At 73.3% G+C, this 22,515-nt stretch carries 21 protein-coding genes; 12 read left to right on the top strand and 9 right to left on the bottom strand.

Annotation, left to right across the window (positions count from 1 at the left end):
• Positions 1 to 29: 29 nt before the first annotated feature.
• The 4 genes from ACJA3G_RS07715 to ACJA3G_RS07730 are packed head-to-tail and all read left to right on the top strand — an operon-like array spanning position 30 to position 3,335.
• Positions 30 to 983, top strand: coding sequence for an ABC transporter ATP-binding protein (locus ACJA3G_RS07715; protein ID WP_406552123.1), 954 nt, complete (start codon positions 30 to 32; stop codon positions 981 to 983).
• On the top strand, positions 983 to 1,750 hold the full coding sequence (locus tag ACJA3G_RS07720) for an ABC transporter permease (protein WP_406552124.1): 768 nt from the start codon (positions 983 to 985) through the stop codon (positions 1,748 to 1,750). Before ACJA3G_RS07715 ends, ACJA3G_RS07720 begins: the two co-directional genes overlap by 1 nt.
• Positions 1,747 to 2,559 (top strand): ABC transporter permease, encoded by an 813-nt coding sequence (locus ACJA3G_RS07725; RefSeq protein ID WP_406552125.1) that lies wholly within the window; start codon positions 1,747 to 1,749, stop codon positions 2,557 to 2,559. Before ACJA3G_RS07720 ends, ACJA3G_RS07725 begins: the two co-directional genes overlap by 4 nt.
• A gap of 2 nt (positions 2,560 to 2,561) precedes the next feature.
• On the top strand, positions 2,562 to 3,335 hold the full coding sequence (locus ACJA3G_RS07730; RefSeq protein ID WP_406552126.1) for an HAD family hydrolase: 774 nt from the start codon (positions 2,562 to 2,564) through the stop codon (positions 3,333 to 3,335).
• On the opposite strand, the gene ACJA3G_RS07735 is transcribed toward ACJA3G_RS07730, so the two are convergent.
• Entirely contained in the window at positions 3,299 to 3,784 is a 486-nt protein-coding gene (locus ACJA3G_RS07735; RefSeq protein WP_406552127.1) for a carboxymuconolactone decarboxylase family protein, read from the bottom strand. The genes ACJA3G_RS07730 and ACJA3G_RS07735 overlap by 37 nt on opposite strands.
• 173 nt (positions 3,785 to 3,957) lie before the next feature.
• On the opposite strand from ACJA3G_RS07735, the gene ACJA3G_RS07740 reads away from it, so the two are divergent.
• On the top strand, positions 3,958 to 4,890 hold the full coding sequence (locus tag ACJA3G_RS07740) for an RNA polymerase sigma-70 factor (protein WP_406552128.1): 933 nt from the start codon (positions 3,958 to 3,960) through the stop codon (positions 4,888 to 4,890).
• A 60-nt stretch (positions 4,891 to 4,950) separates the two neighbouring features.
• Here ACJA3G_RS07740 and ACJA3G_RS07745 read toward each other — a convergent pair whose 3' ends face one another.
• Positions 4,951 to 5,262, bottom strand: a complete 312-nt coding sequence (locus ACJA3G_RS07745) for a hypothetical protein (protein WP_406552129.1) — start codon at positions 5,260 to 5,262, stop codon at positions 4,951 to 4,953.
• Positions 5,263 to 5,509: 247 nt separating this feature from the next.
• Between ACJA3G_RS07745 and ACJA3G_RS07750 the strand changes: the two genes are divergently transcribed.
• The 3 genes from ACJA3G_RS07750 to ACJA3G_RS07760 all read left to right on the top strand — a co-directional run bounded on the left by ACJA3G_RS07750 (position 5,510) and on the right by ACJA3G_RS07760 (position 8,673).
• Positions 5,510 to 6,508: an aldo/keto reductase gene (locus ACJA3G_RS07750; protein ID WP_406552130.1), complete on the top strand. Its 999-nt coding sequence runs from the start codon at positions 5,510 to 5,512 to the stop codon at positions 6,506 to 6,508.
• 75 nt (positions 6,509 to 6,583) lie between these two features.
• A complete protein-coding gene (locus tag ACJA3G_RS07755; protein ID WP_406552131.1) occupies positions 6,584 to 7,393 on the top strand; it encodes an alpha/beta fold hydrolase in 810 nt (269 codons plus the stop codon).
• Entirely contained in the window at positions 7,393 to 8,673 is a 1,281-nt protein-coding gene (locus ACJA3G_RS07760; RefSeq protein ID WP_406552132.1) for a SpoIIE family protein phosphatase, read from the top strand. Before ACJA3G_RS07755 ends, ACJA3G_RS07760 begins: the two co-directional genes overlap by 1 nt.
• A 22-nt stretch (positions 8,674 to 8,695) precedes the next feature.
• On the opposite strand, the gene ACJA3G_RS07765 is transcribed toward ACJA3G_RS07760, so the two are convergent.
• Together ACJA3G_RS07765 and ACJA3G_RS07770 are read right to left on the bottom strand one after the other, a co-directional pair.
• Positions 8,696 to 9,313 carry a dihydrofolate reductase family protein gene (locus tag ACJA3G_RS07765; protein WP_406552133.1) on the bottom strand — a complete coding sequence of 206 codons (618 nt, stop codon included), beginning with the start codon at positions 9,311 to 9,313 and terminating at the stop codon, positions 8,696 to 8,698.
• A 94-nt stretch (positions 9,314 to 9,407) separates the two neighbouring features.
• Positions 9,408 to 13,124 carry a hypothetical protein gene (locus ACJA3G_RS07770; protein WP_406552134.1) on the bottom strand — a complete coding sequence of 1,239 codons (3,717 nt, stop codon included), beginning with the start codon at positions 13,122 to 13,124 and terminating at the stop codon, positions 9,408 to 9,410.
• 359 nt (positions 13,125 to 13,483) lie between these two features.
• On the opposite strand from ACJA3G_RS07770, the gene ACJA3G_RS07775 reads away from it, so the two are divergent.
• Positions 13,484 to 13,942: an N-acetyltransferase gene (locus ACJA3G_RS07775; RefSeq protein WP_406552135.1), complete on the top strand. Its 459-nt coding sequence runs from the start codon at positions 13,484 to 13,486 to the stop codon at positions 13,940 to 13,942.
• Positions 13,943 to 13,986: 44 nt separating this feature from the next.
• Here ACJA3G_RS07775 and ACJA3G_RS07780 read toward each other — a convergent pair whose 3' ends face one another.
• Positions 13,987 to 15,165 (bottom strand): low temperature requirement protein A, encoded by a 1,179-nt coding sequence (locus ACJA3G_RS07780; protein ID WP_406552136.1) that lies wholly within the window; start codon positions 15,163 to 15,165, stop codon positions 13,987 to 13,989.
• 210 nt (positions 15,166 to 15,375) lie between these two features.
• On the opposite strand from ACJA3G_RS07780, the gene ACJA3G_RS07785 reads away from it, so the two are divergent.
• The 3 genes from ACJA3G_RS07785 to ACJA3G_RS07795 all read left to right on the top strand — a co-directional run bounded on the left by ACJA3G_RS07785 (position 15,376) and on the right by ACJA3G_RS07795 (position 17,469).
• Positions 15,376 to 15,942, top strand: coding sequence for a hypothetical protein (locus tag ACJA3G_RS07785; RefSeq protein ID WP_406552137.1), 567 nt, complete (start codon positions 15,376 to 15,378; stop codon positions 15,940 to 15,942).
• A 202-nt stretch (positions 15,943 to 16,144) separates the two neighbouring features.
• Positions 16,145 to 16,675 (top strand): DUF2243 domain-containing protein, encoded by a 531-nt coding sequence (locus ACJA3G_RS07790; RefSeq protein WP_406552138.1) that lies wholly within the window; start codon positions 16,145 to 16,147, stop codon positions 16,673 to 16,675.
• Entirely contained in the window at positions 16,672 to 17,469 is a 798-nt protein-coding gene (locus ACJA3G_RS07795; protein WP_406552139.1) for a cytochrome c oxidase assembly protein, read from the top strand. Before ACJA3G_RS07790 ends, ACJA3G_RS07795 begins: the two co-directional genes overlap by 4 nt.
• Here the strand turns inward: ACJA3G_RS07795 and ACJA3G_RS07800 are convergent.
• The 4 genes from ACJA3G_RS07800 to ACJA3G_RS07815 form a co-directional block, all read right to left on the bottom strand.
• Positions 17,449 to 19,056, bottom strand: coding sequence for a carboxylesterase/lipase family protein (locus tag ACJA3G_RS07800; RefSeq protein WP_406552140.1), 1,608 nt, complete (start codon positions 19,054 to 19,056; stop codon positions 17,449 to 17,451). The two genes, ACJA3G_RS07795 and ACJA3G_RS07800, sit on opposite strands and share 21 nt — an antisense overlap.
• Before the next feature lie 80 nt (positions 19,057 to 19,136).
• Positions 19,137 to 21,155 carry a histidine kinase gene (locus ACJA3G_RS07805; protein WP_406552141.1) on the bottom strand — a complete coding sequence of 673 codons (2,019 nt, stop codon included), beginning with the start codon at positions 21,153 to 21,155 and terminating at the stop codon, positions 19,137 to 19,139.
• Between the two features lie 12 nt (positions 21,156 to 21,167).
• Positions 21,168 to 21,842: a response regulator gene (locus ACJA3G_RS07810; protein WP_406552142.1), complete on the bottom strand. Its 675-nt coding sequence runs from the start codon at positions 21,840 to 21,842 to the stop codon at positions 21,168 to 21,170.
• Positions 21,843 to 21,930: 88 nt separating this feature from the next.
• A partial coding sequence (locus tag ACJA3G_RS07815; protein WP_406552143.1) for a VOC family protein occupies positions 21,931 to 22,515 on the bottom strand: 585 nt, incomplete at its 5' end.

Here is a 22,515-nt window from a genome sequence, read left to right on the forward strand (position 1 = left end):
GCCCTCCCCCACCTGCCCGAAGGACCCCGATGAGTGCGATCGAGACACGTGCGCTGTGCCGCGACTACGGCGAGGGCCGGGCCGGCGCCCGGCGCTCCCACGCCCTCACGGACGTGGACCTGACCGTCGAGGCCGGTGAGGTGCACGGCCTGGTCGGCCCCAACGGCGCCGGCAAGACCACCCTGTGCAAGATCCTCTCGACCGTGCTGGAGGCGACCTCCGGCACCGCGAGCGTGCTCGGGCACGACGTCGGCACGGACGCGGCGGCCGTCCGCCGGGACATCGGGATCGTCTTCGGCGGCGACCGCGGTCTGTACGGACGGCTCAGCGCCCGGCAGAACCTGCGTTTCTGGGCCGCCATGTACGGCCTGCACGGCCCCGCGCTGCGGCTGCGCGTCGACGAGCTGCTGGAGCGCCTCGGTCTCGCCGACCGCGCGGGCGACCGCGTCGACACCTTCTCCCGCGGGATGAAGCAGCGGCTGCACCTGGCCCGCGGCCTGGTGGGCGACCCGAAGGTGCTGCTCCTGGACGAACCCACGGTGGGCATGGATCCGGTGGCCGCCCGCGACTTCCGCGGCCTCGTCGGGGAGATGCGCGCGGAGCGCAGGACCGTGCTGATGACCACCCACGACATGGCCGAGGCCGAGGCGGTCTGCGACCTGGTGACGATGATCGACCGGGGGCGTGTGCTGCTCACCGAGACACCCGCCGAGATCGGCCGGGTGGTACCCCGGCACGAGCGCGTGGTCGCCGGCGGCGTTCCCGCCGCGACACGGCAGGCGCTCGCCGCGCTGGAGGGCGTCCTCGCCGTCGAGGCCGAACCGTCCGGCCGGCTGCGGGTGGAGACGGCCGACTCGTCGGTGACCCGTACCGTACTGCGGCTCCTGGTGGAGGCCGGGGTGTGCGAACTCTCCACCCAGCGCCCCAACCTGGAGGACGCCTATCTCCACCTCATCGGCGACCGCGGGATGGCGGTCGGCTGATGCGGATCTTCCTCACCGGCTTCCGGTTCCAGCTCCGCGTCGCCCTGGGCGCCCCGGACACCCTCCAGATCTGCGTCACCGCGCCGCTGTTCACGCTGGTCTTCATGGCCATCTCGGAGCACGCGGGTCGGCCCGACCTCGCCCCGTTCGCCATCGTGTCGCCCACCCTCATGTCGCTGTGGACGCTGGCGCTGTTCATCGCCGGGGAGCTGATCGGCGACGAACGCAGGTCCGGCACCCTGGAAGCGCTGATCGCCGTACCGGCCCGGCTGTCCACCCTGGTGATCGGGCGGATCTGCGCGGTGACCACCCTCGGTCTGCTCTCGTTCGCGGAGGCGTGGCTGGTCGCCGGGCTGGTCTTCGACCGGTGGCTGGCGGTGCGTCACCCGCTGGTGTTCGCCGTGTGCCTGGTGGTGACCGCGCTGGCGATGGCGGCGACCGCGACCATCTTCTCCCCGCTGTTCATCCTGATGCCCTCGGCACGGACGGTGCAGAACACCCTCACCTACCCGTTCTACCTGCTCAGCGGCGTCCTCATCCCCGTGGCGATGCTGCCGTTCTGGCTCCGGCCGGCCTCCCACGTGATCTTCCTGTCCTGGAGCGGGGACCTGCTGCGCGACAGTCTGGCCGCACCGGCGCCGCAGGACGTGGCCGCCCGGCTGGCCGCCGTCCTGGCGCTGGGCGCCGCGAGCTATCTGATCGGGACGGCGCTGCTGCACCGCGTGCTGCGCCGGGTCCGCCGACTAGGAACGCTGTCCCACTCATGAGCCTGACGACATCGATCACCGAGCCCGCGCGCATCATCCGTTACAGCGCCGTCAACGCGCTGGCCGACATGCGCGCCATGTACACCTGGAAGACGTGGACGTTCGGCTGGCTGGGCCGGATGCTGGCCCAGGTCACCTTCTTCGCCTTCTTCGGCCATGTCATCGGCTCCGCCGAGCAGACCCGCTACCTCCTCGTCGGCAACGCCGTCATGACCTGTGTCATCGAGTCGATGATGGTCATCGTCTCGACCACCTGGGAGCGGCGGGTCGGCACGCTCACCCTGCTGAGCGCGGCCCCGGCCCCGCTCTCCTGGGTGTTCATCGGCCGGAGCCTGCAGTGGCCGGTCAGCGGGACGGCCACCTCGCTGGCCGCCCTCTTCGCCCTGGGACCGGCCTTCGGGGTGCACTGGCAGGCGGGGCAGATCGCCCCCGTGACGGCCCTGGTCGTCCTCACCGCGGCGAGCACCTACTGCTTCGGTCTGTTCGTCGCGGCGGTGGCCTTCAACGCCGACGGCGCCCGCAACATCGTCTCCAACGCCACCTATCTGCTGATGATGGCGGTCTGCGGGGTCCAGGTGCCGACCTCGTACTGGCCCGACTGGGTACGGGCGGTGGCGCAGGCGATCCCCCTCACCCAGACGCTCAAGGCGATCCGTTCCGTCGTCGCCGGTGCGGGGGCCGCCGAAGCCCTGGTCCCGGCCTGCTGGGCGGTGCTGCTCGGCGCCGGCTGGCTCACCGCGGCCACCTGGATGTTCCGTCTGATGGCCCGGCGGGGCCGGCGCACGGGCTCGATGGGAGCGGGTGCCTGACGATGGAGCGGACCCATGGCGAGCGCCTGCCGCCCACCGACGCCGTGGTCCTGGACTGCGACGGCACCCTCGTCGACACCCAGGTCCACTGGGACCGCGCCTGCGCGGCCGTCTGCGCCCGGCACGGGGTGTCGCTGCCCGATACGGAGCGGCTCGCCCTGGTCGGTCTGCACCTGCCGGAGCTGGGCCGGGCGCTGGGCCGGCTGCTCGGCCGACCGGCCGCCCACGAGGCGCTGGCCCGCGAGGTCCGCGAGCTCGTGGAGGCCGGTCTCGCCGAGGGCGTCAGCGCCATGCCGGGCGCCGTCGAGTTCGTCGCGCGGCTGGCCACGAGCCGCCCGCTGGCGGTGGTCTCCAACTCCCCGCGCCACGCCGTCCTGCGGCACCTCGGACACATCGGCCTGGCCGACGCGTTCGCGCTCGTCCTGGGCAGCGACGACGTGGAGCACCCCAAACCGGCCCCCGACCTCTACCGCGCCGCCTGCGAACGGCTGCGCGTGGAGCCCCGAGGCGCGGTGGCGGTGGAGGACTCGGCGATCGGGGTGCGCTCCGCCCGGGCGGCGGGCCTGTACGTGGTCGCCGTCGCGCCCTTCCCCGGCCCGGGCCTGACCAGCGACGCGCTCCACACCACCCTGGCCGACCCGGACCTGCTGCGGAGTCTGACGCGGCGGCCCCGACGCGCGAGGGCCCGGCCCCGGACCGTACGATCCGGGGCCGGGCCGCAGACCAGTACCGGTACCGGTCAGTTGAACGCGGTCGCGAGCATGCCGACCTCGTAGGAGCCGCCCTGCTGGTGGACCGTCACGGCCAGCCGGTTGGCGGCGTTGACCAGGGCGGTCAGCGCGACGAGCGCGGCGATCCGGTCGTCGTCGTAGTGCTTGCGCACCTGCGCCCAGGTCTCGTCCGACACGCCCTGGTGGGCGTCCGCGAGCCGGGTGCCCTCCTCGGCGAAGGCCAGCGCGGCCTGCTCCGCCTCGGTGAACACGGTGCTCTCGCGCCAGGCCGCGACCAGGTTGAGCCGGACCGCGCTCTCCCCGGCCGCCGCCGCCTCCTTGGTGTGCACGTCGATGCACCAGCCGCAGCCGTTGATCTGGCTGGTGCGCAGCGCCACCAGCTCCTGCGTGGAGGCGGGCAGCGACGACTTCTGGAGCAGCATGCCGGCGCCTGCGAACCGCTTGGCGAACTTGGCGCCGAACTCGTTCTCGAACAGGTGGAAACGGGGTTCCATGACGTCGTCCTCACATGTGGTGTCGTAACTGACGACCAAGAGATGCCGGTGGCCCGTTCCCTGTGACGCGGGAGCGGTGTGACGAGGGCCACCGCGGAGGGCTGTCACAGAACCGGTGCGGCCGGTGTCCTGTGCGCATGGCGGCATCGAGGACGAACAGACGGGAGCGGCCGGTGGAGAGCGAGCACGAGCGGAGCGGGGACACGGTCGGCGTACCCGTGGAGGACAGGCGCGCGGACCGTGCCACCGAGGCGTTCGTCGCCCACCGCAACCTGCTGTTCACCGTCGCCTACGAGATGCTGGGCTCGGCCGCCGACGCGGAGGACGTCCTTCAGGAGACCTGGCTGCGGTGGGCGGGCGTGGAGCTCGCGGCGGTGCGGGACCCCCGTGCGTACCTGGTGCGGATCACCACCCGCCAGTCGCTGGTCCGGCTGCGTACGCTCGGCCGTCGCAAGGAGTCCTACGTCGGTACCTGGCTGCCCGAGCCGCTGCTCACCGCGCCCGACGTGGCGGAGGACATCGAGCTGGCCGACAGCGTCTCGATGGCGATGATGCTGGTGCTGGAGACGCTCACCCCGACCGAGCGGGCGGTGTTCGTACTGCGTGAGGTGTTCGACCTCCCGTACGAGGAGATCGCCGAGGCCGTCGGCAAGAGCCCGGCAGCGGTCCGTCAGATCACCCGTCGGGCACGCGCCCACGTCGCGGCGCGCCGGCCCCGCGGAACGGTGTCCCCGGCCGAGACCCGCGACGCGCTCCAGGCGTTCCAGCGGGCCGCCGCGACGGGCGATCTGCGGGGCCTGCTCGACATCCTCGCCCCGGACGTCGTCTTCATGGGCGACGGCGGCGGAGTCAGACAGGCGATCCCGCACCCCGTCACCGGGGCCCGCGACGTGGCCGGACTGCTGGCGCGGCTCGGCAGGTTCAGCGCGCCGTCGCTGCGCCCGGCCCACGTCAACGGCTACCCGGCGCTCGTCCTGCGGGTCGGCGGCGAGGTCGACACGGTCGTGGCGGTCCGCATCGACGACGGCCTCATCAGCGGGCTGTACTCGGTACGCAACCCGGCGAAGCTGTCGCACATGCGGCGCGTAACGACGCTGTGCCGCTGATGCCGTCCGCACCACCGCCGCGCTACGCCGCGAGGACGGGCCGCCCCGCCCTGGCGACCGCTACCGGCCGAACCGGACGCTGAGGAAGCGCAGCCCCTTCGGGGCCTGCCCGCCGGGAGCGACCCTGGTCGCCCGGCCCTTGCACTGCTTGCCGGTGAACACCGTGGCCACCGACCCCGTCCCGTTGTGGGGAGCGGTGGACCCCTGGGACATCGTGAAGCACTTACCGTCCGGCACGTCCTGCACGTAGAACACCCGGCCCGCGCTCTGGAAGGTGAACGGACCCTTCGAGGCGACCGCGGTTCCCGCGGAGACGGTGAGGGCCATGCCCAGCCCGACGAGAGAGACGGCGAACGGACGGATAACACGCATGATGGATCCCCTGGTGGTACACGGTGCACGACGAAGCGGAATTGCTTCACCCGCCTGGACAACGACGCCCGTCCCCGGGCGACACGAGCGGCGGACTTGGTCGGATCGTCGGACGGTGTGCGAACTCGGTCCACGGTCCGGGCCGGCAGGAGCCCGCCGGATCGGCGGTTGACTTCGAGCGCACTCCAGCACCTAGCGTCCTGAACAGATCGTTTCGACTTCAGGATCGACTTCAGGAGGCAGCGCCATGACCACCGTTCCCGCTCTCCCCACCCGCCACCTCGGCACCCTGGCGGTCGCCGCGCAGGGCCTGGGCTGCATGGGCATGAGCCACGGCTACGGCGCCACGGACGACACCCAGTCCATCGCGACCCTGCACCACGCCCTGGACCTCGGGGTGACCCTGCTCGACACCTCCGACTTCTACGGCTCCGGGCACAACGAGGAGCTGATCGGGCGGGCCATCGCCGGGCGACCGCGGGACGAGGTGGTACTCGCCACGAAGTTCGGTTTCGCCAACCGGCTGGGCGAGCCCATCCAGATCCGCGGCGACGCCGCCTACGTGCGGCAGGCCTGCGAGGCGTCGCTGCGCAGGCTCGGCGTCGACCACATCGACCTCTACTACCAGCACCGGGTCGACCCGTCCGTACCGATCGAGGAGACCGTCGGCGCCATGGCCGAGCTGGTGCGGGAGGGGAAGGTGCGCCACCTCGGGCTCTCCGAGGCCGGCGCGGACACCATCCGGCGGGCGCACGCGGTGCACCCGATCGCGGCGCTGCAGAGCGAGTGGTCGCTGTGGACCCGTGACCTGGAGGCGGAGATCGCCCCGGTCTGCCGTGAGCTCGGCATCGGCATCGTCCCGTTCTCGCCGCTCGGCCGCGGTTTCCTGACCGGTCAGTACAGCTCGGTGGAGAAGCTGGACGCCAACGACGTGCGGCGCACCCAGCCGCGCTTCGCCGACGGCAACCTGGAGCGCAACCTGGCGATCGTGGCGAAGCTGAACGAGCTGGCCGAGGCCAAGGGGATCACCGCCGGGCAGCTCGCCCTGGCCTGGGTCCAGCACCGGGGCCAGGACGTGGTGCCGATCCCCGGCACCCGGCGCCGCACGTACCTGGAGGAGAACCTCGCGGCCCTGGCGATCGAGCTGTCCCCGCAGGACCTCGCCGCCATCGAGGCCGCCGCCCCGGCGGAGCAGATCGCCGGCACCCGCTACGACGCGACCAGCCTCACCTACGTCAACAACTGAGACCGGGCCGCCGGGGTCCCCCGTCGGAACCAGCTGTTCCGGGCTCGGAAGGGGCGATCTGCGAGGATGGTCGGTATGACCGTACTCGGCAGGAATCATGTGACGGTGACCGGCCGGGCCGGGGGGCCGGTGGTCATGCTGGCGCACGGCTTCGGCTGTGACCAGAACATGTGGCGGCTGGTGGTGCCACTGCTGGAGGAAGACTTCACCGTGGTGCTCTTCGACCACGTGGGAGCGGGACGGTCCGATCTGTCCGCGTGGAGCCGGGAGCGGTACTCCTCCATGGAGGGGTACGCCCAGGACGTACTGGAGATCTGCCGCGAGCTGGCTCTCGGGCCGGTGACCTTCGTGGGGCATTCGGTGAGCGCGATGATGGGCGTGCTGGCCGCCGCGTGGGAGCCGGAGGCGTTCTCCGGTCTGGTGCTGCTCGCCCCGTCCCCGTCCTTCATCGACGATCCCGAGCACGGCTACCGGGGCGGCTTCAGCGCCGAGGACATCCATGAGCTGCTGGAGTCGCTGGACGCGAACTATCTGGGCTGGTCGGGCGCGATAGCACCGGTGATCATGGGGAATCCCGACCGTCCGGAGCTGGGCGAGGAGCTGACCAACAGCTTCTGCCGCACCGATCCGGACATCGCCCGCGTCTTCGCCCGGGTGACGTTCCTCTCCGACAACCGCGCGGACCTCGCCAAGGTCACCGTGCCCACCCTGGTCGCCCAGTGCTCCAGCGACGCGATCGCGCCCCCGGAGGTCGGCGCCTTCGTCCAGGCGCGGATCCCCGGCAGCCGACTGATCACGCTGAACGCGACCGGGCACTGCCCCCAGCTGGCCGCCCCCGAGGAGACGGCCGCCGCGATCGCCGCCTTCGCGGGGGCGGACCGCTGATGTGCCCGGCCGCCGACGGCGGGGAGCCCGTTCGCCGGGAGCGGCCGGCCGACGACCACACGGCGTTCGCCGCCCTGCTGGAGGACAGCGCGGAGGACTTGTACGAGCATGCGCCGTGCGGGTACCTCTCCACCCTGCTGGACGGCACGATCGCCAAGGTCAACACGACGCTGCTGGACTGGCTGGGGTACGAGCGGGGCGACCTGGTGGGTGAGCGGTCCTTCTCCGACCTGCTCACGGTGGGTGGCCGGCTCTACCACGAGACCCATTACGCTCCCCTCCTGCGTATGCAGGGGGAGATCAGCGGGATCGCGCTGGAGCTCAGGGCGGCCGACGGCAGCCGTCTGCCGGTGCTGGTGACGTCCACGGTCAAGACGGGCGGCAACGGACAGCCGCTGCTCATCCGCACCACCGTCTTCGACGCCCGCGACCGCCGCAAGTACGAGGAGGAGCTGCTGCGCGCGCGCCGGGAGGCGGAACGCGAGCGCGAGGAGCTCAAGCGCCTCAACACCACCCTCCAGCAGACCCTCCTGCCGTCGGCGCTGGCGCGGGTGCCGGGCCTGGAGGTGGCCGCGCACTACCACATCGCCTCCGCGGACAGGGTCGGCGGCGACTTCTACGACCTGTTCCCCCTCTCCGCGGGCACCTGGGGCCTGTTCCTGGGCGATGTCTGCGGGAAGGGCGCCGGCGCGGCGGCCGTCACCTCGTTGGTGCGCTACACCCTGCGCGCGGCTGCCGTCTACGACCCCGACCCGGCCGCCGTGCTCACCAACCTCAACACGGTCCTCAACCACGAGTACCACGGCGCCGACCCCAGGTTCTGCACGGTCGTCTTCGGGCTGCTCACCTTCTCGGGCGGTGCCGGGGAGGGTTTCCGCATCACCCTGGCCGGCGGCGGCCATCCTCCGGCGCTGCTGATGAGCGCGGACGGGGGCGCCGAGTACGCGCACATGCCGGGCGGCCAGCTCATCGGCGTGCTGCCCCACCCGCACATCGCCACCAGGACCCTGCGCCTGGCCCCCGGCGACACCCTGCTGCTCCACACGGACGGCCTCACCGAGGCCCGTACCGCGCCCGCCGCGGAAGGGGAGCGCCGCCGCGACCGCTACGGCGACGACGCCCTCCTCGCCTTCGCCGGCGCCCTGGGCCCGACGACCGCGCCCGGAGCCGTCGCCGCCGTCCGCGATCTGCTCACCACGCTCGGGCCGGGCGTGGACGACGACACGGCGGTCCTGGCCATCAGCGTGCCGCGGCCGGAGGCGGCCCGCTCCGGCCTGTGAACTCCCTACGCGGCGGCCTGTGTCACGCTTGGTCGTCCTGGGGCAGATGCGTCTTCGCGTCGGCGTACGTGCCCTCTCCCGTCGAGCCGGCCGGTGCGTACACCAGGTGCAGCACGCCCGTCCCGAACGCCTTGGACGAGAGCAGCCTCAACGGGATCGCGGACTCGCCCTCGTCGAACAGGCGCATGCCCTTGCGCACCGCCAGGGGGTGCACCAGCAGATGCAGCTCGTCGAGGAGGCCGGCCGCCAGGAGCTGGCGGACCACCGAGATCGAGCCGCTGAGCGAGATGTCGCCGCCGGGGCCGTTCTTCAGGGCGGTGACGGTCTCGACGAGATCGCCTTGGAGCTGCTCGGAGTTGCGCCAGGTGAAGTCCAGCTTCCGGCGCGAGGCGACGATCTTGCGGGCGTCGCCGAGCGTCTTCGCGAAGCCCGCGTCCTCACCCCCGGCCGCCTCCCGCTCCGGCCACGCCCCGGCGAAGCTGTCGTAGGTCTTGCGGCCGAACAGGATGGTGTCGGCGGTGCCGAGCATCGCACCGACGGCCTCGCCCATCTCGTCGTCGAAGTACGGGAAGTGCCACTGGTCCGGCGCCTCCACGACCCCGTCGAGCGAGATGAAGAGGCCAGCCGTGATCTTCCTCATGATGTTCCTCCAGAAAGGACGCCGTTGCGGTCTGCCTCATGAGACCACCGGGCCTCCGGAAACTCATCGGTGGTGCGACGGCCGTTTGCCGGCCTCAGCAGAGCCTGCGGTAGCCGACCTCCGGGATCAGCTCGTGCCATTCCTTCCTGCTGAACTCCTTGCCGACGCGCCGGCAGAGATCGGCGGAGAGGTCCTGGGGAGCCAGCGGGTAGGAGTGCCAGGGGATGAGACGGCCCGCCGCGTACAGAGTGTGGCCGTCCGGGGCGAAGGCGAGGGACTGGATCACGTCGCCGTGCGTGGGCAGGGCCGCCCCGAGGGCGCGCCGAGTGCGGGTGTCCCACAGTTGCAGCAGCCCGTCCGAGCTCGCGGCAGCCAGGGTCCGCCCGTCCTCGGAGAGCGCGAGGGCGGAGAACTGGGCGAAATCACTGCTCGGTGGCCCGGTGTCGTCCGCCCTGAGCGTGAAGGGCGCCCCGTCCCCTCGTCCGCTCTCGTCCCACACCATGATCTGTGGGTAGGAGGCCTCCCCCGAAGCCATCAGTCCGCCGCCGCGGGCCGTGACGCCCAGCATGTCCGGGGAGTGCGGGTGCAGGGTGGTGCGCCCGGTCCTCAGGTCGGTGACGTAACCGCCCACGGTGATGGCCTCGTTCCCGGTCGGCGGGAACGGGAAGCCGGTCCCGGCATTGTCGGCCACCTTCGCCAACGCGCCCTTGTGGACGTCCCAGAGCTCCAGGATCCTGTGCTCCTCCGTCTCCCGGACGGCCAGCAGTGTCCTTCCCCTGGGGTCGAGGGCGATGTCCAGGGTCCGCTGGCGCGGTTTCCCGGGGGAAGTGAGATCGACGACGGCTTTCGTCCGGCGCGTTTCCGTGTCGAGCAGCGTGATCTCCTGGCGCGGCAGCGGCTGCAGCGGACTCACCACGCCGTAGGCGAGCGTCCGGCCGTCGGCACTGAACGCCATGGCGCCGCCGCAGGCGTCGGTGTCCGCCGGGCAGGTACGGGACGGCAGGCCGGCGATGACTTTTCCGCTCGCCCCGTCACGGATCTGGAAGGCCACACGGGAGCCATGGCGCACCGAGGTCGCCAGGATGCGGGTGTCCGGGCTGAACACCGCGCGGCCCACCGGGTCCTCGACCGCCGCCGCACGCACGACGCCGCGCACGTCCAACGTCCGGACCGCGGTCGTGCCGTGACCGCCGAGGAAGCGCAGCAGCCCGCGTTCGGTGTCCAGCCGCACGCTCCTGGCCTCCTCGTCCCCGAGCGGGTAGCGGAAGACCGGCGCCGACGGGGCGGCCGTGCGCCACATCAGGATCTCCTTCCCGGCGACGGCCACGAGCAGCCGTCCGTCGGCGCTGAACTCCGCCTCCTTCAGGCCGTGTTGCTCGACGGCGAGCTCCTGACGGCCGGTGGCCAGGTTCCAGGTGCGCACACCCGTACCGTCCATGACGGTCAGGCCGTGTCCGTCGGGGGTGAACCGCATACGGTGGAAGTCGCCGGCGGCGGGACAGCGGGCGTGGGCGTCAAGGGCGCGCGGCAGCGGCAGGGTGCGCTTCGCCGCCATGTCCCAGACTTCGAGCCGGTCGCCCTCCGGGCACAGGGCGAGCAGGCGCTCGTCCGGTCCGACCGCCACCCGCCGCACGTCCAGCGGGTGTCCCGGGGTGTGCGTGAACAGCGGGCGCCGGGCGGCGACGTCCCATACGCGGAGGGACGGGGTGCCGTAGGAGTCGGTGAGCACCAGGGCCCGGCCGTCGCCCTGGAAGCCGCCGACGGTCAGGACGGATCCCGGGAGGGCGGGCAGTTCTCGCGGGAACTGACCGACGTGCCACAGGCGGAGCTCTCCCCTGCTCTTCAGCAGAACGGTCCGGCCGTCCGGGGTCACGTCCAGCCCCTCGCCCAGCAGCGGAACGGACGACAGCGTGCGATGGCTGTCGACGTCGCGCCGTACGGCGGCGCCCCCGACGAACACGGTCAGCGTACGGCCGTAGCGGTCGAGGAAGCGGAGAGCGGTGGGATCGGGGTCCGGGCCGGGACCGGCGTCGGTGTCCTGGTCGGGCCGGGAGGCCGCGGCGACCAGGGCGGCGCGCGCCTCCGGGATGTGCGCGAACTTCCAGGCGGCGAGGCTCAGCCGCATGGCGGTCTGCGGGTCGGACTTCACATAGCTCTGCGCGAGCGCGGCGGTGCTGCGGGCGGCCGACTGGTCGCGCTGCTGGTCGCGGGCGCGGCCCTGCTGCCAGGCGACGCTGGTGGCGACCACCGCCAGGACGACGAGGACGGAGAGGGCGGAGGTGACCGCCCGCCGTATCAGACGGGTCCGGCGGTGCGCACGGCCGCTCGCGGTCAGAAACGCCTCTTCGACGGTGGTGAGGTCGATCCGCCGGTCCGCCGTGCCGAAGGCGGCCCGCGCCTGGGCGAGACGGGCACCGCGCAGCAGGGCGTCGGAGTCCCGGTTCAGGTCGTGCCAGTCCTGGGCGGCTTCGGCGAGCTGACGGTGGGCGCGCAGCCGGTCGCGGTCCCGCTCGATCCACTGGCGCAGCCGCGGCCAGGCGGTGATGAGGGCCTCGTGGGCCAGGTCGACACGCTGCTCGTCCAGAGTGATCAGACGGGCCCGGGCCAGCCGCTCCAGGACGGGACCGGCGTGCACGGCGTGGACGGCCTCCAGCTCCTCGCGGGCGGCGGGGCGCCGGGTGTCGGGGGTTCCGTCGCCGGGGGTGATCAGCCGCAGCAGGATCTGCCGGGCCACCTCCGCCTGGCCGTCCGGCAGTTGGGCGTACGCGTGCTCGGCGCTCTGGGCGATCGCCCCGTGAAGCCCCCCGGCCAGTTCGTACGCCTGGAGGGACAGGGTGCGCCCCCGGCGGCGGCGCCAGGTCTCGAGCAGGGCGTGGGAGAGCAGGGGCAGGCTGCCGGGTTCGGCGGTCGCCTCCTCCAGCACCCGGGCGGTCAGGGAACGTTCGACGATCAGCCCCTCGGCGGCGGTGGACTTGAGGACCACGTCGCGCAACTCGGCGGGGGTCAGCGGCCGGACGGGCAGGGTCGCCTCGTGGACGACGGCGGAGAGGTCGGGGTGTTCGAGGCAGTGGCTGTAGAAGTCGGCGCGGATCCCCAGCACCGCCCGCAGCCGGCTCGCGGGGTCGCGGGCGCCCATCAGGAGGGCGATGAACCGATTGCGCTCGTCCGGGTCGTGGCAGAGGGTGAAGACCTCCTCGAACTGGTCCACGATCAGCCAGGTGTCCCCCTCGGCGGCGTCCGGGACGAAGACCCCTCCGTGGTCGCGGGCGGGGTGCGGTCCCGGGGTGAGGATCCGGACGGCGGCGGACCGGTTGCCGGGTTCCCGTGTGTCGCGTAATCGAGGGATCAGCCCGGCGCGCAGCAGGGACGACTTGCCGCTGCCGGACGGGCCGAGGACGGCCGTGACGCGATGCTCCAACGCCGTCCGTGCCAGCTCGGCTGTGAGCCGGTCGCGTCCGAAGAACCGGCCCGCGTCGGCGGGTTCGTACCGTGCGAGCCCCCGGAAGGGCGGCACGGCGCTCTCGTCGTCCTCCCGGATCCGGCAGGCCTCCCGCCGGGAAGCCTCCTGCCAGCGCATTTCCCAGCCGCCGGGATCGGCGCCGCAGGCCGTCACATAGGCGAGTGCCACCGCGAGCGAGGGCAGAGTGTCACCGGAGGCCGCGCGGGACAGGGCGGCGGCGGAGTACTCCACCCGGCGGGCCATCTCCCGGTACGTCGGGCTGCCCACCTCCAGGCGCAGGCGCCGCAGTTCCTGGGCGAACTGCCGTACGGGTCCGCCCGCCGGACCGATCGGCTTCTCACTGCGTCCCACCGTGTCCCCATTCAGTGATCACATGTTCTTCAGGCTACGAACGGTGGCCGGGACCGGCAAGCAGGGCCCCGGCCACCTCGTCGTCGACGGCACCGGTGCCGCTGATCCGGGGTGCGCGGCCCTTGACGGACCGGACGCGCGCCCTGCCGGACACCGCGCCACCCCCGTGGGCGGCGGTACCGGGCTCGACCCGTCGATTCCACCGCCCGACCGATTGATGCGCAGCCCCCGTCCGGCCTGCTCATCAATGCTCCGGCCCCTGTCCGTACCCCGAGCCCGCGCTGTCGCCCGGGGCCGGCCCTGCCTGCTCGCGGCTGCCCGCCGGTGGCCGCCGGTGGCCGCCGGGTAGGCTCCGCGCCATGTCCACCAGCACCTTCGTCCCGCCCGGCTTCGTCGTCCCCGAGAGTCTGTCCGGTACGGGGTTCCGACTGGAGCCCCTGAACGGGCGGCACAACGAGGCCGATCACGCGGCCTGGACGTCGAGCGTCGACCACATCCGCGCCACCCCCGGCTTCCGGAACCGCGACTGGCCGCCGCCCGCCGGCATGAGCCTGGAGGAGAACCTCCGCGATCTGGACAAGCACGCGGAGGACTTCGCGCGGCGGACCGGCTTCACCTACTCCGTCCTGGACGACGGGGACGAGGTGATCGGCTGTGTGTACATCTATCCGTCGAGCACGGACAGCCGGGTGGCACAGGTGAGTTCCTGGGTGCGCGCCGACCGCGGCGGCCTTGACGGGCCGCTCCACGACGCGGTGGCCGTGTGGCTGTCCTCGGCATGGCCGTTCGAGCGGTTCGAGTACGCGCCGAGGACGTGACCGCGGCGGCCGGGAACAGCCGCTCGGCTGCCGGTGACGCCGCGTCACCCCGGTACCGGCCCGTTCCGGGTGTGCCACCGGGCCAGTTTGGCGAGCAGGAAGACCAGGGCCGCCGCGCAGGCCACCGCGCCCCACGCGGGCAGCAGCAGGACGGCGGGCAGCAGCATGCCCGGGGTGAGGACGAGGCAGGGCACGTACCACCGCAGTACCTGGCGCAGCCCGTCCCCGTAGCGCGTGGAGATGGCCGCGTTCGCGCTGTAGAAGGCGAGGAGGCCGCCGCAGAGCGCCCACGCGGCGCCCCCGGGCAGTACGCCGTGGGGCTCGGCCACCGCGGTGCCGAGCGCCGCCGCGAGCACGGTGATCCCGCAGACCAGCACGAACGGCAGATACATCACGGTGTCCCGTATGACCTCGGTCGCCCGGCCCGACTGGGCCCGGCTCAGACCGCGCTCGGCGGCTCCCGTTCCCCAGACGAAGAAGATCAGGCCGAGTTCGGCGGCGACCACGAAGGAGAACAGCGCGGTCGCGCCGGAGGCGGCGGTGAAGTGCTCCCCGAAGGTGACGACCACCGTGAAGACGCTCTCGCCGAGCACGATCACGACGAACAGGCCGATCCGCTCGACCAGATGCTCCACCGACATGCGCTCGTACGGCGCGGTGCCCATCCCCGCCCGGATCGCGAGCAGCGCCATCTCCATGGCGATCGCCACTCCCCACACCGCGAACCGCCCACCGCTCGGCAGTACGGCCGAGACCGCCCACAGCGCGGCGGGCACCAGGCAGTACAGCAGGGGCCGCCACAGCGGCAGCGGGCTGCCCGGGCGGCGGGCGTGGCCGAACCAGATGAGGAACAGCACCAGCCGCACCCAGGCGGCCCCCAGCGCGTACGCCCAGGCCCGGTTGCCCAGGCCGGCCGGGGACGCCGCGGCCATCAGCCCGAGCGGGGGCATCGCCGCGAGCAGCATCCCCTGCACACGGGGCGAGGCCGAGCCGAAGAGGTTGACCGTCACGGTCAGGTTCGCCCACGCCCACCACGCCGGGAAGAACAGCACCAGGAACGTCCCGAACTCGGCCGGGCCCGGGTCCCCCCGCAGCCCCTGCGCGAGCACACTGACCGTCACCACGAAGACCAGGTCGAAGAAGAGCTCGAACCAGCCCGCGCGGTGTTGCTCCGCCCCGTCGACCGTACCGCCGGCGGCCCCGCCCTGTGTCGTCTCGCTCACCCGCCCACTGTGCGAGGCCCACGGGTGGGTGGAGACCGGGCGCGCCGGGAAGCGGCGGGCGCGCCGCCCGGGCGGGCCAGCGGCAGGCCGCGCGCTGTCTCGCTCAGCGGTCGGGAACGGCGACTCCCAGACAGATCGGATGTCCCGGAACCGGGGAGATGAGGACCCCCTTATGGCTCTCACACAGCTCTGTTCGACATACTTCGCGCCGTGGACCAGCGAACAGATGACCAGCCGACCGCCCTCAACGCCGCCCTGAACGCCGCCGCCCTGAACCCGGCGCACGTCCCCGGGCTGATGCCCGCGCCTGCCCCGGCGCCGGAAGCGCCCGCGGACCGGCGGGACGGGGCCGAGCCGGAGTCCGAGCCCGAAGACGCCGCCGCGGAAGGCGTGGTGACGGACGATGTGGAGGACGCGCCCGGCGCAGCCGCCGCACCGGCGCCGGACGCCGAGGCCGACGATCCCGCTCCCGAACGCCCCGGTCCCGGCGCGGCCGATGACGGGCCCGTCTTCTCCGTGTCCGACCGGCGGGGCGCCATCACCGCCGACCGCTCCGGAATCCGGCTGTCCCTGGACGGTGAGGAGGCCGAGTTCGGCTGGGACGAGCTGAGCGCCGTCGAGTACGCGACCTCCCGCTGGACCCGCCGGTTCACGATCACCGTGCATCTGCCCCGGCCGCGCTGGTTCCGCAACGACGTCCAGGCCGACGACCGGGCGAGCCTCGACCGGTGGTCCGAGCAGCTCGAAGAAGTACTGAACGCGTACTTCGAGGAGTAGGCCCCGCCCACCGGCACGCCCTGTGCCAACGCCCGCACCGCGCCGAGTCGCCCACCCGAGGCCTCGGCGCGGACGTCGTCGTACCCGTGGCCTGATCCGCCTGGCTGAACCGTGCCGCCGCGAACTGTGGCGCGGCGGTTGGTGCGGACGGGAAGGGTAGGAGGGGGAGAGCACGGTCCCACTCCCTGTCAGGAGGCCGCCTGTGGCTACCCATTCGACCCCGGCTCCCCGTCGCCGGCCGCCGCCGGACTACGGGATGGTCCGCCCGAAGCGCTCGGTGTGGTCGGGGGTGCTCATCGGGGTCGGGATCGCCGCGTTCGTCGACGAGACGGTGTTCCACCAGCTTCTGCACTGGCACCACTTCTACGACAAGTCCACCCCGGGCGCGGGGCTGGTCTCCGACGGCCTCTTCCACGCCTTCGGCTGGCTGGCCGTCGTCACCGGTCTGATGCTGGTGGCGGACCTGCGGCGGCGCGGGGCGCTCTCCGGAGTGGGCCTGACCGGCGGAATCCTGCTGGGTGCGGGGTTCTTCCAGCTCTACGACGGGACGGTCCAGCACAAGCTGCTCAAGCTGCACCAGATCCGCTACCACGTCGACCTGGTCCCCTACGACTGGACGTGGAACGTACTGGCCGTGATCCTCCTGGCCGTGGGCGCGGTGCTGGTGAGGCGCTCCAGCACGCGTGAGGCGCCCGGGACCGAGGCGGCGGAGGGCCTGGAGCCGCGTCGGTGACGCCCGCGCACGGCGAACAGGCCATGGGCGCCCCGGCGGCCCTGGCCACCGTGCTCGCCCTCGCAGCGGCGGCGGGATACCTCCTGGCCGCGCGGCGGCTGAGGCGCCGGGGGGACGCGTGGCCGTGGGTGCGGGACGCCTCCTTCACCACGGGTCAGGGAAGCCTGGTCGTGGTCGCGCTGGTGCCGCTGCCGGGCGGCGAGTTCACCGCGCACATGGTCCAGCACCTGGTCATCGGCATGGTGGCGCCGCTGCTGATGGTGCTGGGGCGTCCGGTGACCCTCGCCCTGCGGGCCCTGCCGGCCGGGCGCGCGCGGCGCGGTCTGCTGGCCGTGGTCCGCTCGCGCCCCCTCGGTCCGCTGTTCCTGCCGCCGGTGGCCGCGGTGCTCGACGTGGGCGGTCTGTGGCTGCTCTACCGCACCGGCCTCTTCGCCCGCCTCCACGACCACCCGTGGCTGCACGCCGCCGTCTCCACCCATGTCCTGGCCGCCGGGCTGCTGTTCACCTTCACCCTCTGCCAACTCGACCCCGTACGCCACCGGTACGGCCTGCCGCTGCGCGCCGCCACCCTGGTGGCGGCGGCCACCGCCCATGCGGTCCTCGCCAAGACCCTCTACGGCACCTCCCCGCCCGGCACGGCCTTCCCCGCCCACGATCTGGCCCGCGCGGCGGAGGCGATGTACTACGGCGGCGACCTGGTGGAGATCGCGCTGGCCGTGGTTCTGGCCCGGCGGTGGTACACCGCCGCGGGCCGGCTGCTTCCGGCCGGGTCCTCACCGCACCGGGCCCTGTGAGCCCGGGGGCTCGACCGTGGCCCAGAAAGCACACTGGTGGGCCGTCTCGAAGTCGGTGCGCGGGGCGATCGCGTCCGGGGCCAGCGAGAGCGGCCGGTAGGGAGCCGGGGCGGTGGCCGGCCAGGTGAGGGGGCCCGGGGCCCCGGTGTCGGCGAAACGGGACCAGAACGCCGTCATGGCCTGCGCCAGCCGGGTCTGGGCCGCATCGAAGCGGGGCTCGGGCGCGGCCAGATAGCGGAACAGATACGGGATCTCGGCGCCGTGGTAGGCGCCCAGCGGGAAGCCGGGCGGGGTGTTGTACAGGACGGGCGCGAACCGGTCGGCGAACTCGTACGCGAAGACGCGGCCGGGTGTGGCGGTGGCCAGTCGGCGAGCGGACTCCCGGGTGGGGCAGGCGACGAGGTGGTCGCCGAACGCGGCGCCGAAGGCCAGCCGGTAGTCGCCGCCGTACCGCGACGCGGGGTAGCGCGCGGCGACCCGCGGCCCGTCCTCCTTGAAGAGCGAGGTCAGGACGACGGGGTAGCTGACCGCGTTGAGACGCACTCCGCCGGACTCCACGATGAGCGCGCCGATGGTGCCCTCGTCCAGCGTGCTCCCCATCAGCACCGGGACCTTGGCGTGGTCCCCCGCCGCGATGGCCCGGTCGGGGGGCACCGGCAGCACGGGCGTGCCGGACACCGGCCACCACGGGGCCGCGCCGCTGGTCGGCGCCTTCAGCAGGTCGGCGGCGGACTTGCGGCGCAGGCAGGTCACGGCGGCGGAGGCGTCGCCCGGGCAGCCCGCCCCGGCCCCGAAGGTGCGCCCCGCCGCGGTCGCCTCGGCCGACGGGCGGGACGCCACACCGCACGGCGCGCTCTGGATGACGGCGCGTGCGAACAGGCCGCGCGAGCCGGGCGCCGCGAGGTGGTCGCAGACGCTGAGACCGCCCGAGGACTGCCCGGCGGCCGTGACCTTGGCGGGGTCGCCGCCGAAGGCCGCCGCGTTCGCCCGTGTCCAGCGGAGCACGGCCTGCTGGTCCAGGAGGCCGTAGTCGCCGGAACCGGTGTCCGGGGCCTCGGCGGTCAGCCCCGGATGGGCCAGGTATCCGAAGGCGCCGAGCCGGTAGTTGGCCGTCACCACGACCAGGCCGCCGGCCCGGGCCGGCCGGGAGGCGTCGTAGTGGGCGGCGGTGCCGGAGACGAAGGAGCCGCCGTGGAACCACACCAGGACGGGCCTGCCCCCGCCGCCCCCGGGCGGGGTGAAGACGTTGAGGTAGAGGCAGTCCTCGTCGGTGACCTCGGAGCCGCCGACGACCGGGCGGGCCTGCTGGGCGCAGGCACCGGCGAACCGGTCCGCGTCCCGGACGCCCGGCCACGGGGTGACCGGCCGGGGCGCCCGCCACCGCCGCTCCCCCACCGGCGGCGCGGCGAACGGGATGCCGAGGAAGGCACGGCCGCCGCCGTCGGTGACGGAACCGCGTACGCGTCCCGCGTCCGTGGTGACCACGGCCGGGTCCCCGGGTGCCCCGGCGCCCGCCCGGGCGGGGACCGCGACGGCGAGGCAGAACAGGGCGAGCAGGGACGCGAACAGGCGGCGTGTGGGGGCCATGGAAAGTTTCTACCCGGCCCGGCGGAGGGTCTTCTTCACCCGAAAGGGGCACACCTGAGCGACCGCGCACCCCCGCGCCGTCACCCCGGGAACGGGCCCGCCACCGGCGGGAACGACGCCCTGACGAGCAGACCGCCGTCCGGGCCCGGGGCGAGGGCGAGACGCCCGCCGAGTTCGGCCGCCCGCTCCCGCATGGACCGGATGCCCACCCCGTCGCCCGACCGGTGTTCCACCAGCCCGTGCCCGTCGTCGCTGACCTCGATGACCACCTCGTCCGGCACCACCCGCACGCGCAGCCCGGCGGCCCCGGCCCCGGAGTGACGTACGACGTTGTTGAGCGCCTCGCCCCCGATGAGGTAGACGGCCACCTCCACGGCGGCCGGCAGATGCGGCAGCGGGTCGGGGCTGAAGCACACGTCCACCGGGAGCCTTTGGCCGAACCGGTCCGCCAACTGGCGCAGGGCGCCGTCGAGCCCGTTGCGGTCCAGCGCGGCCGGTGCGAGACCGGCAGAGATCTGCCGGAGCTCGGCGATGGCCTGCCCGATGCCCTCGGAGGCGGTCTCCAGCGGCCGGGCGGCGGCGGAACCGTCCGGTACGGTGAAGCGCGCGGTGTCGATCTGGAGCCGGGCTCCCGACAGGGCGGGGCCGAGGCTGTCGTGCAGATCGTGCCGCAGGGCGCGGCGCGCCTCCTCCCGCGTCACCACCAGGCGCTCGCGGGCCGCCCGCAGGTCCTCGTAGAGGCGTACGGAGGCGAGCGCGGGGGACGCCTGGTCGGCGAGCGAGCGCAGCACCTCCTCGTCCTGGCGGTCCAGCACCCGCTGGCCGGCCCGGGGCGCCACGTGCAGTCGGCCGAAGACACCGCCTTCGTAGGTGAGGGGGAAGCCGTGGGAGCCGGGCACCGGCTCCCCGGCGGCGGCCAGCGTGCGCGGACCGCCCCGGGTGTCGACCACCACCTCGGCCCCGGGCAGGTTGAGGGTGCTCACCACGGTGTCGCACAGCAGCCGCGGGGCCTGCGCGGGCGCGGCGGTCTGGCTGAGCCGCCGCGAGAGGGCGCGTACGACGTGGTAGGGGCGGGCCCGGTCGCCGTAGTAGACGCGGTCCACCACCCGTACCGCCAGGCGGGCGCAGGGATACAGCAGCGCTCCGGCGGCCAGTCCCACGGTGCCCGACACCAGGGCCTGGGTGCTCAGTCCGCCGGGCAGGGCGCGCAGGACCAGCAGGGAGACCACGGTGTACACGGCGATGAGGGCGGCGGTGAGCAGCAGGGAGCCCAGCATCTTGCGGGTGGCCCGGTCCAGTTGGCCCGAACGGTCGCGGCTGATGCCCCAGATCGCGCAGAACGGCCACAGGAACGCCACGGCGTACGCGTACGACCACAGGGCGCCGGACGGCGGGGCGACGCGGTTGACGTAGAGGAAGACCAGCCACAGCACGTACGGCAGGACGGGGACGATCTGCCGGCGGTCGGGGGTGCGGTACCAGCGCACGGCCATGACCGTGAGGCCGGTCAGCAGGAGGACGGTCGTGAACGGGACGACGGAGACATGGTCGAGCAGGGCCGTGCGCACCCGCTGCCAGGCGCCCCGGGCGAAGGGATCGGGCACGAGGTAGGGGACGGGGTCGGTGTAGGCGGGCACCAGGCTCCACCCGGCGACCAGGACGAGGTAGAGCCGCCAGATCCGGTGCCGGGGCAGTTCGCCGCTCGGCAGATACAGCGGCAGCGCGTAGAAGGTGAACGCGGCCAGCGCGTAGGAGAGCCGGGAGTAGACCGCCAGGGTGGCGCCCAGGCCGTGGGGGGCGTCGGTGACGGTGACCGCGATCAGGCACGCGTCCGCGAGGACGTTGGCCGTGCCGGTGGCGACCAGGAGCGGTCCCAGGAGGCTGCGGGAGTGATGGGCCGTCATGAAGGCGCCCAGCAGGACGACGCCGGTCGCGGCGACGACCGGGACGCCGCGGGGAAGGATGTACGGGGTCAGCCGCGCGTCGTCCAGGTGGGCGAGCGCGAGGACGGCCCAGGTCACCGCGGCGGCGAGGGTCAGGCCGTACGCGGTGAGGGCCGGCGCCGGATGCCCGCCCCGTACGGCTGCCCTCTCGTCCACCGCGGCGCTCCCTCAGTCCTCGTCCCCCAGGCCCGCGTCCCGCGCCCTGGCGACGGCCTCGGCGCGGGTGGTGACCTGGAGCTTGTCGAAGATGTGCGTGACGTGGTTGCGGACCGTCTTCTCCGACAGCACCAGGTGCCGGGCGATACGGCGGTTGTCCAGGCCCCGGGCGATGAGTTCGAGCACCTCCGCCTCGCGCGCGGTGAGCGCCGGGAAGAGCTGCTCGGCGTCGTGGTGGCGGCCCTCGCGCAGCAGCGCGGTGAGTCGGGCCGCGGTCTGCGGGCCGAAGACCGCGCCGCCCGCGGCCACCGTGCGGACCGCGTGCAGCACCTCCCCGGCGCCCGCGCCCTTGACGAGATAGCCGCGGGCACCGGCCTGGAGGGCGGCCAGCAGGCTGCCGTCGTCGTCGGACATGGTGAGCATCAGCACCGGAAGCCCGGGGTGGAGGCCGCCGAGCTGCCGGGTGACGTCGATGCCGGAGGCGTCGGGCAGGGCCAGGTCCATGACGACGACGTCCGGTGTCTCCCGCGCCACGGCCTCCAGCGCCTCGGCGGCGGTGGCGGCCTCGGCGACCACGTCGGTGCCGCCGGTGCTCTCCAGGGCGGCCTTCAGACCGCTGCGGAACAGTGGATGGTCGTCGACGATCAGGACTCGGGGCACGGTGGCGTCCTCGTCTTCATGGCTCACAGGGCGACGTTAACGGCCACTGCGGGCGATCTCCGGTTTTGCCGCCCGCCCGGGCGCCGTCGCGGGCGGCGCCCGGGCAGGGGCGCGGTCAGGCCCGGTGGGTGCCGGTCATCAGCGCGGCCATGTCCTCGGGCGCGATCCACGAGGGCGGGGGCGGCTGGCCCCAGCTGAAGAAGCTCTCGTTGACGTCGAAGACCTCCGGGTCCCAGAGCTGGTCGTCGACGATGCAGTCCATGTCGGAGTAGTACTCCGTGAAGTTGCCCGCCGGGTCCTTGAGGTACCAGAAGAAGTTGGAGCCTATGTGGTGGCGGCCGAAGCCCCAGACATGGCGTTCGGGGTGGTCCTCCAGCATCGCCATGGCGCCGCGCCCGATGTCGTCGACGTCGTCCACCTGCCAGGAGGTGTGGTGCAGGAAGGGCACGGGCGCCTTGAGCACCAGGAGGTTGTGGTGGTCGGTCGTGCAGCGCAGGAACGATCCGGCGTCACCGAGCGAGTCGCTGGTCCGGAAGCCGAGGCCGTCGCCGAAGAAGGCGGCGGTCGCCCGGGGGTCGGGGGTGCCCAGGACCGCGTGCCCCAGCTTGCTGGGCCGCACCCGCTCGGGGCGCAGCAGGCCGGGGGCCCGGCCGGTGGTGCGGTCGGTGCGCCCGGGTCCGTTGTACGGGGTGGGGGGCGT

The organism is Streptomyces sp. YS-3 (assembly GCF_045257485.1).
Classification (GTDB): Bacteria; Actinomycetota; Actinomycetes; order Streptomycetales; family Streptomycetaceae; genus Streptomyces.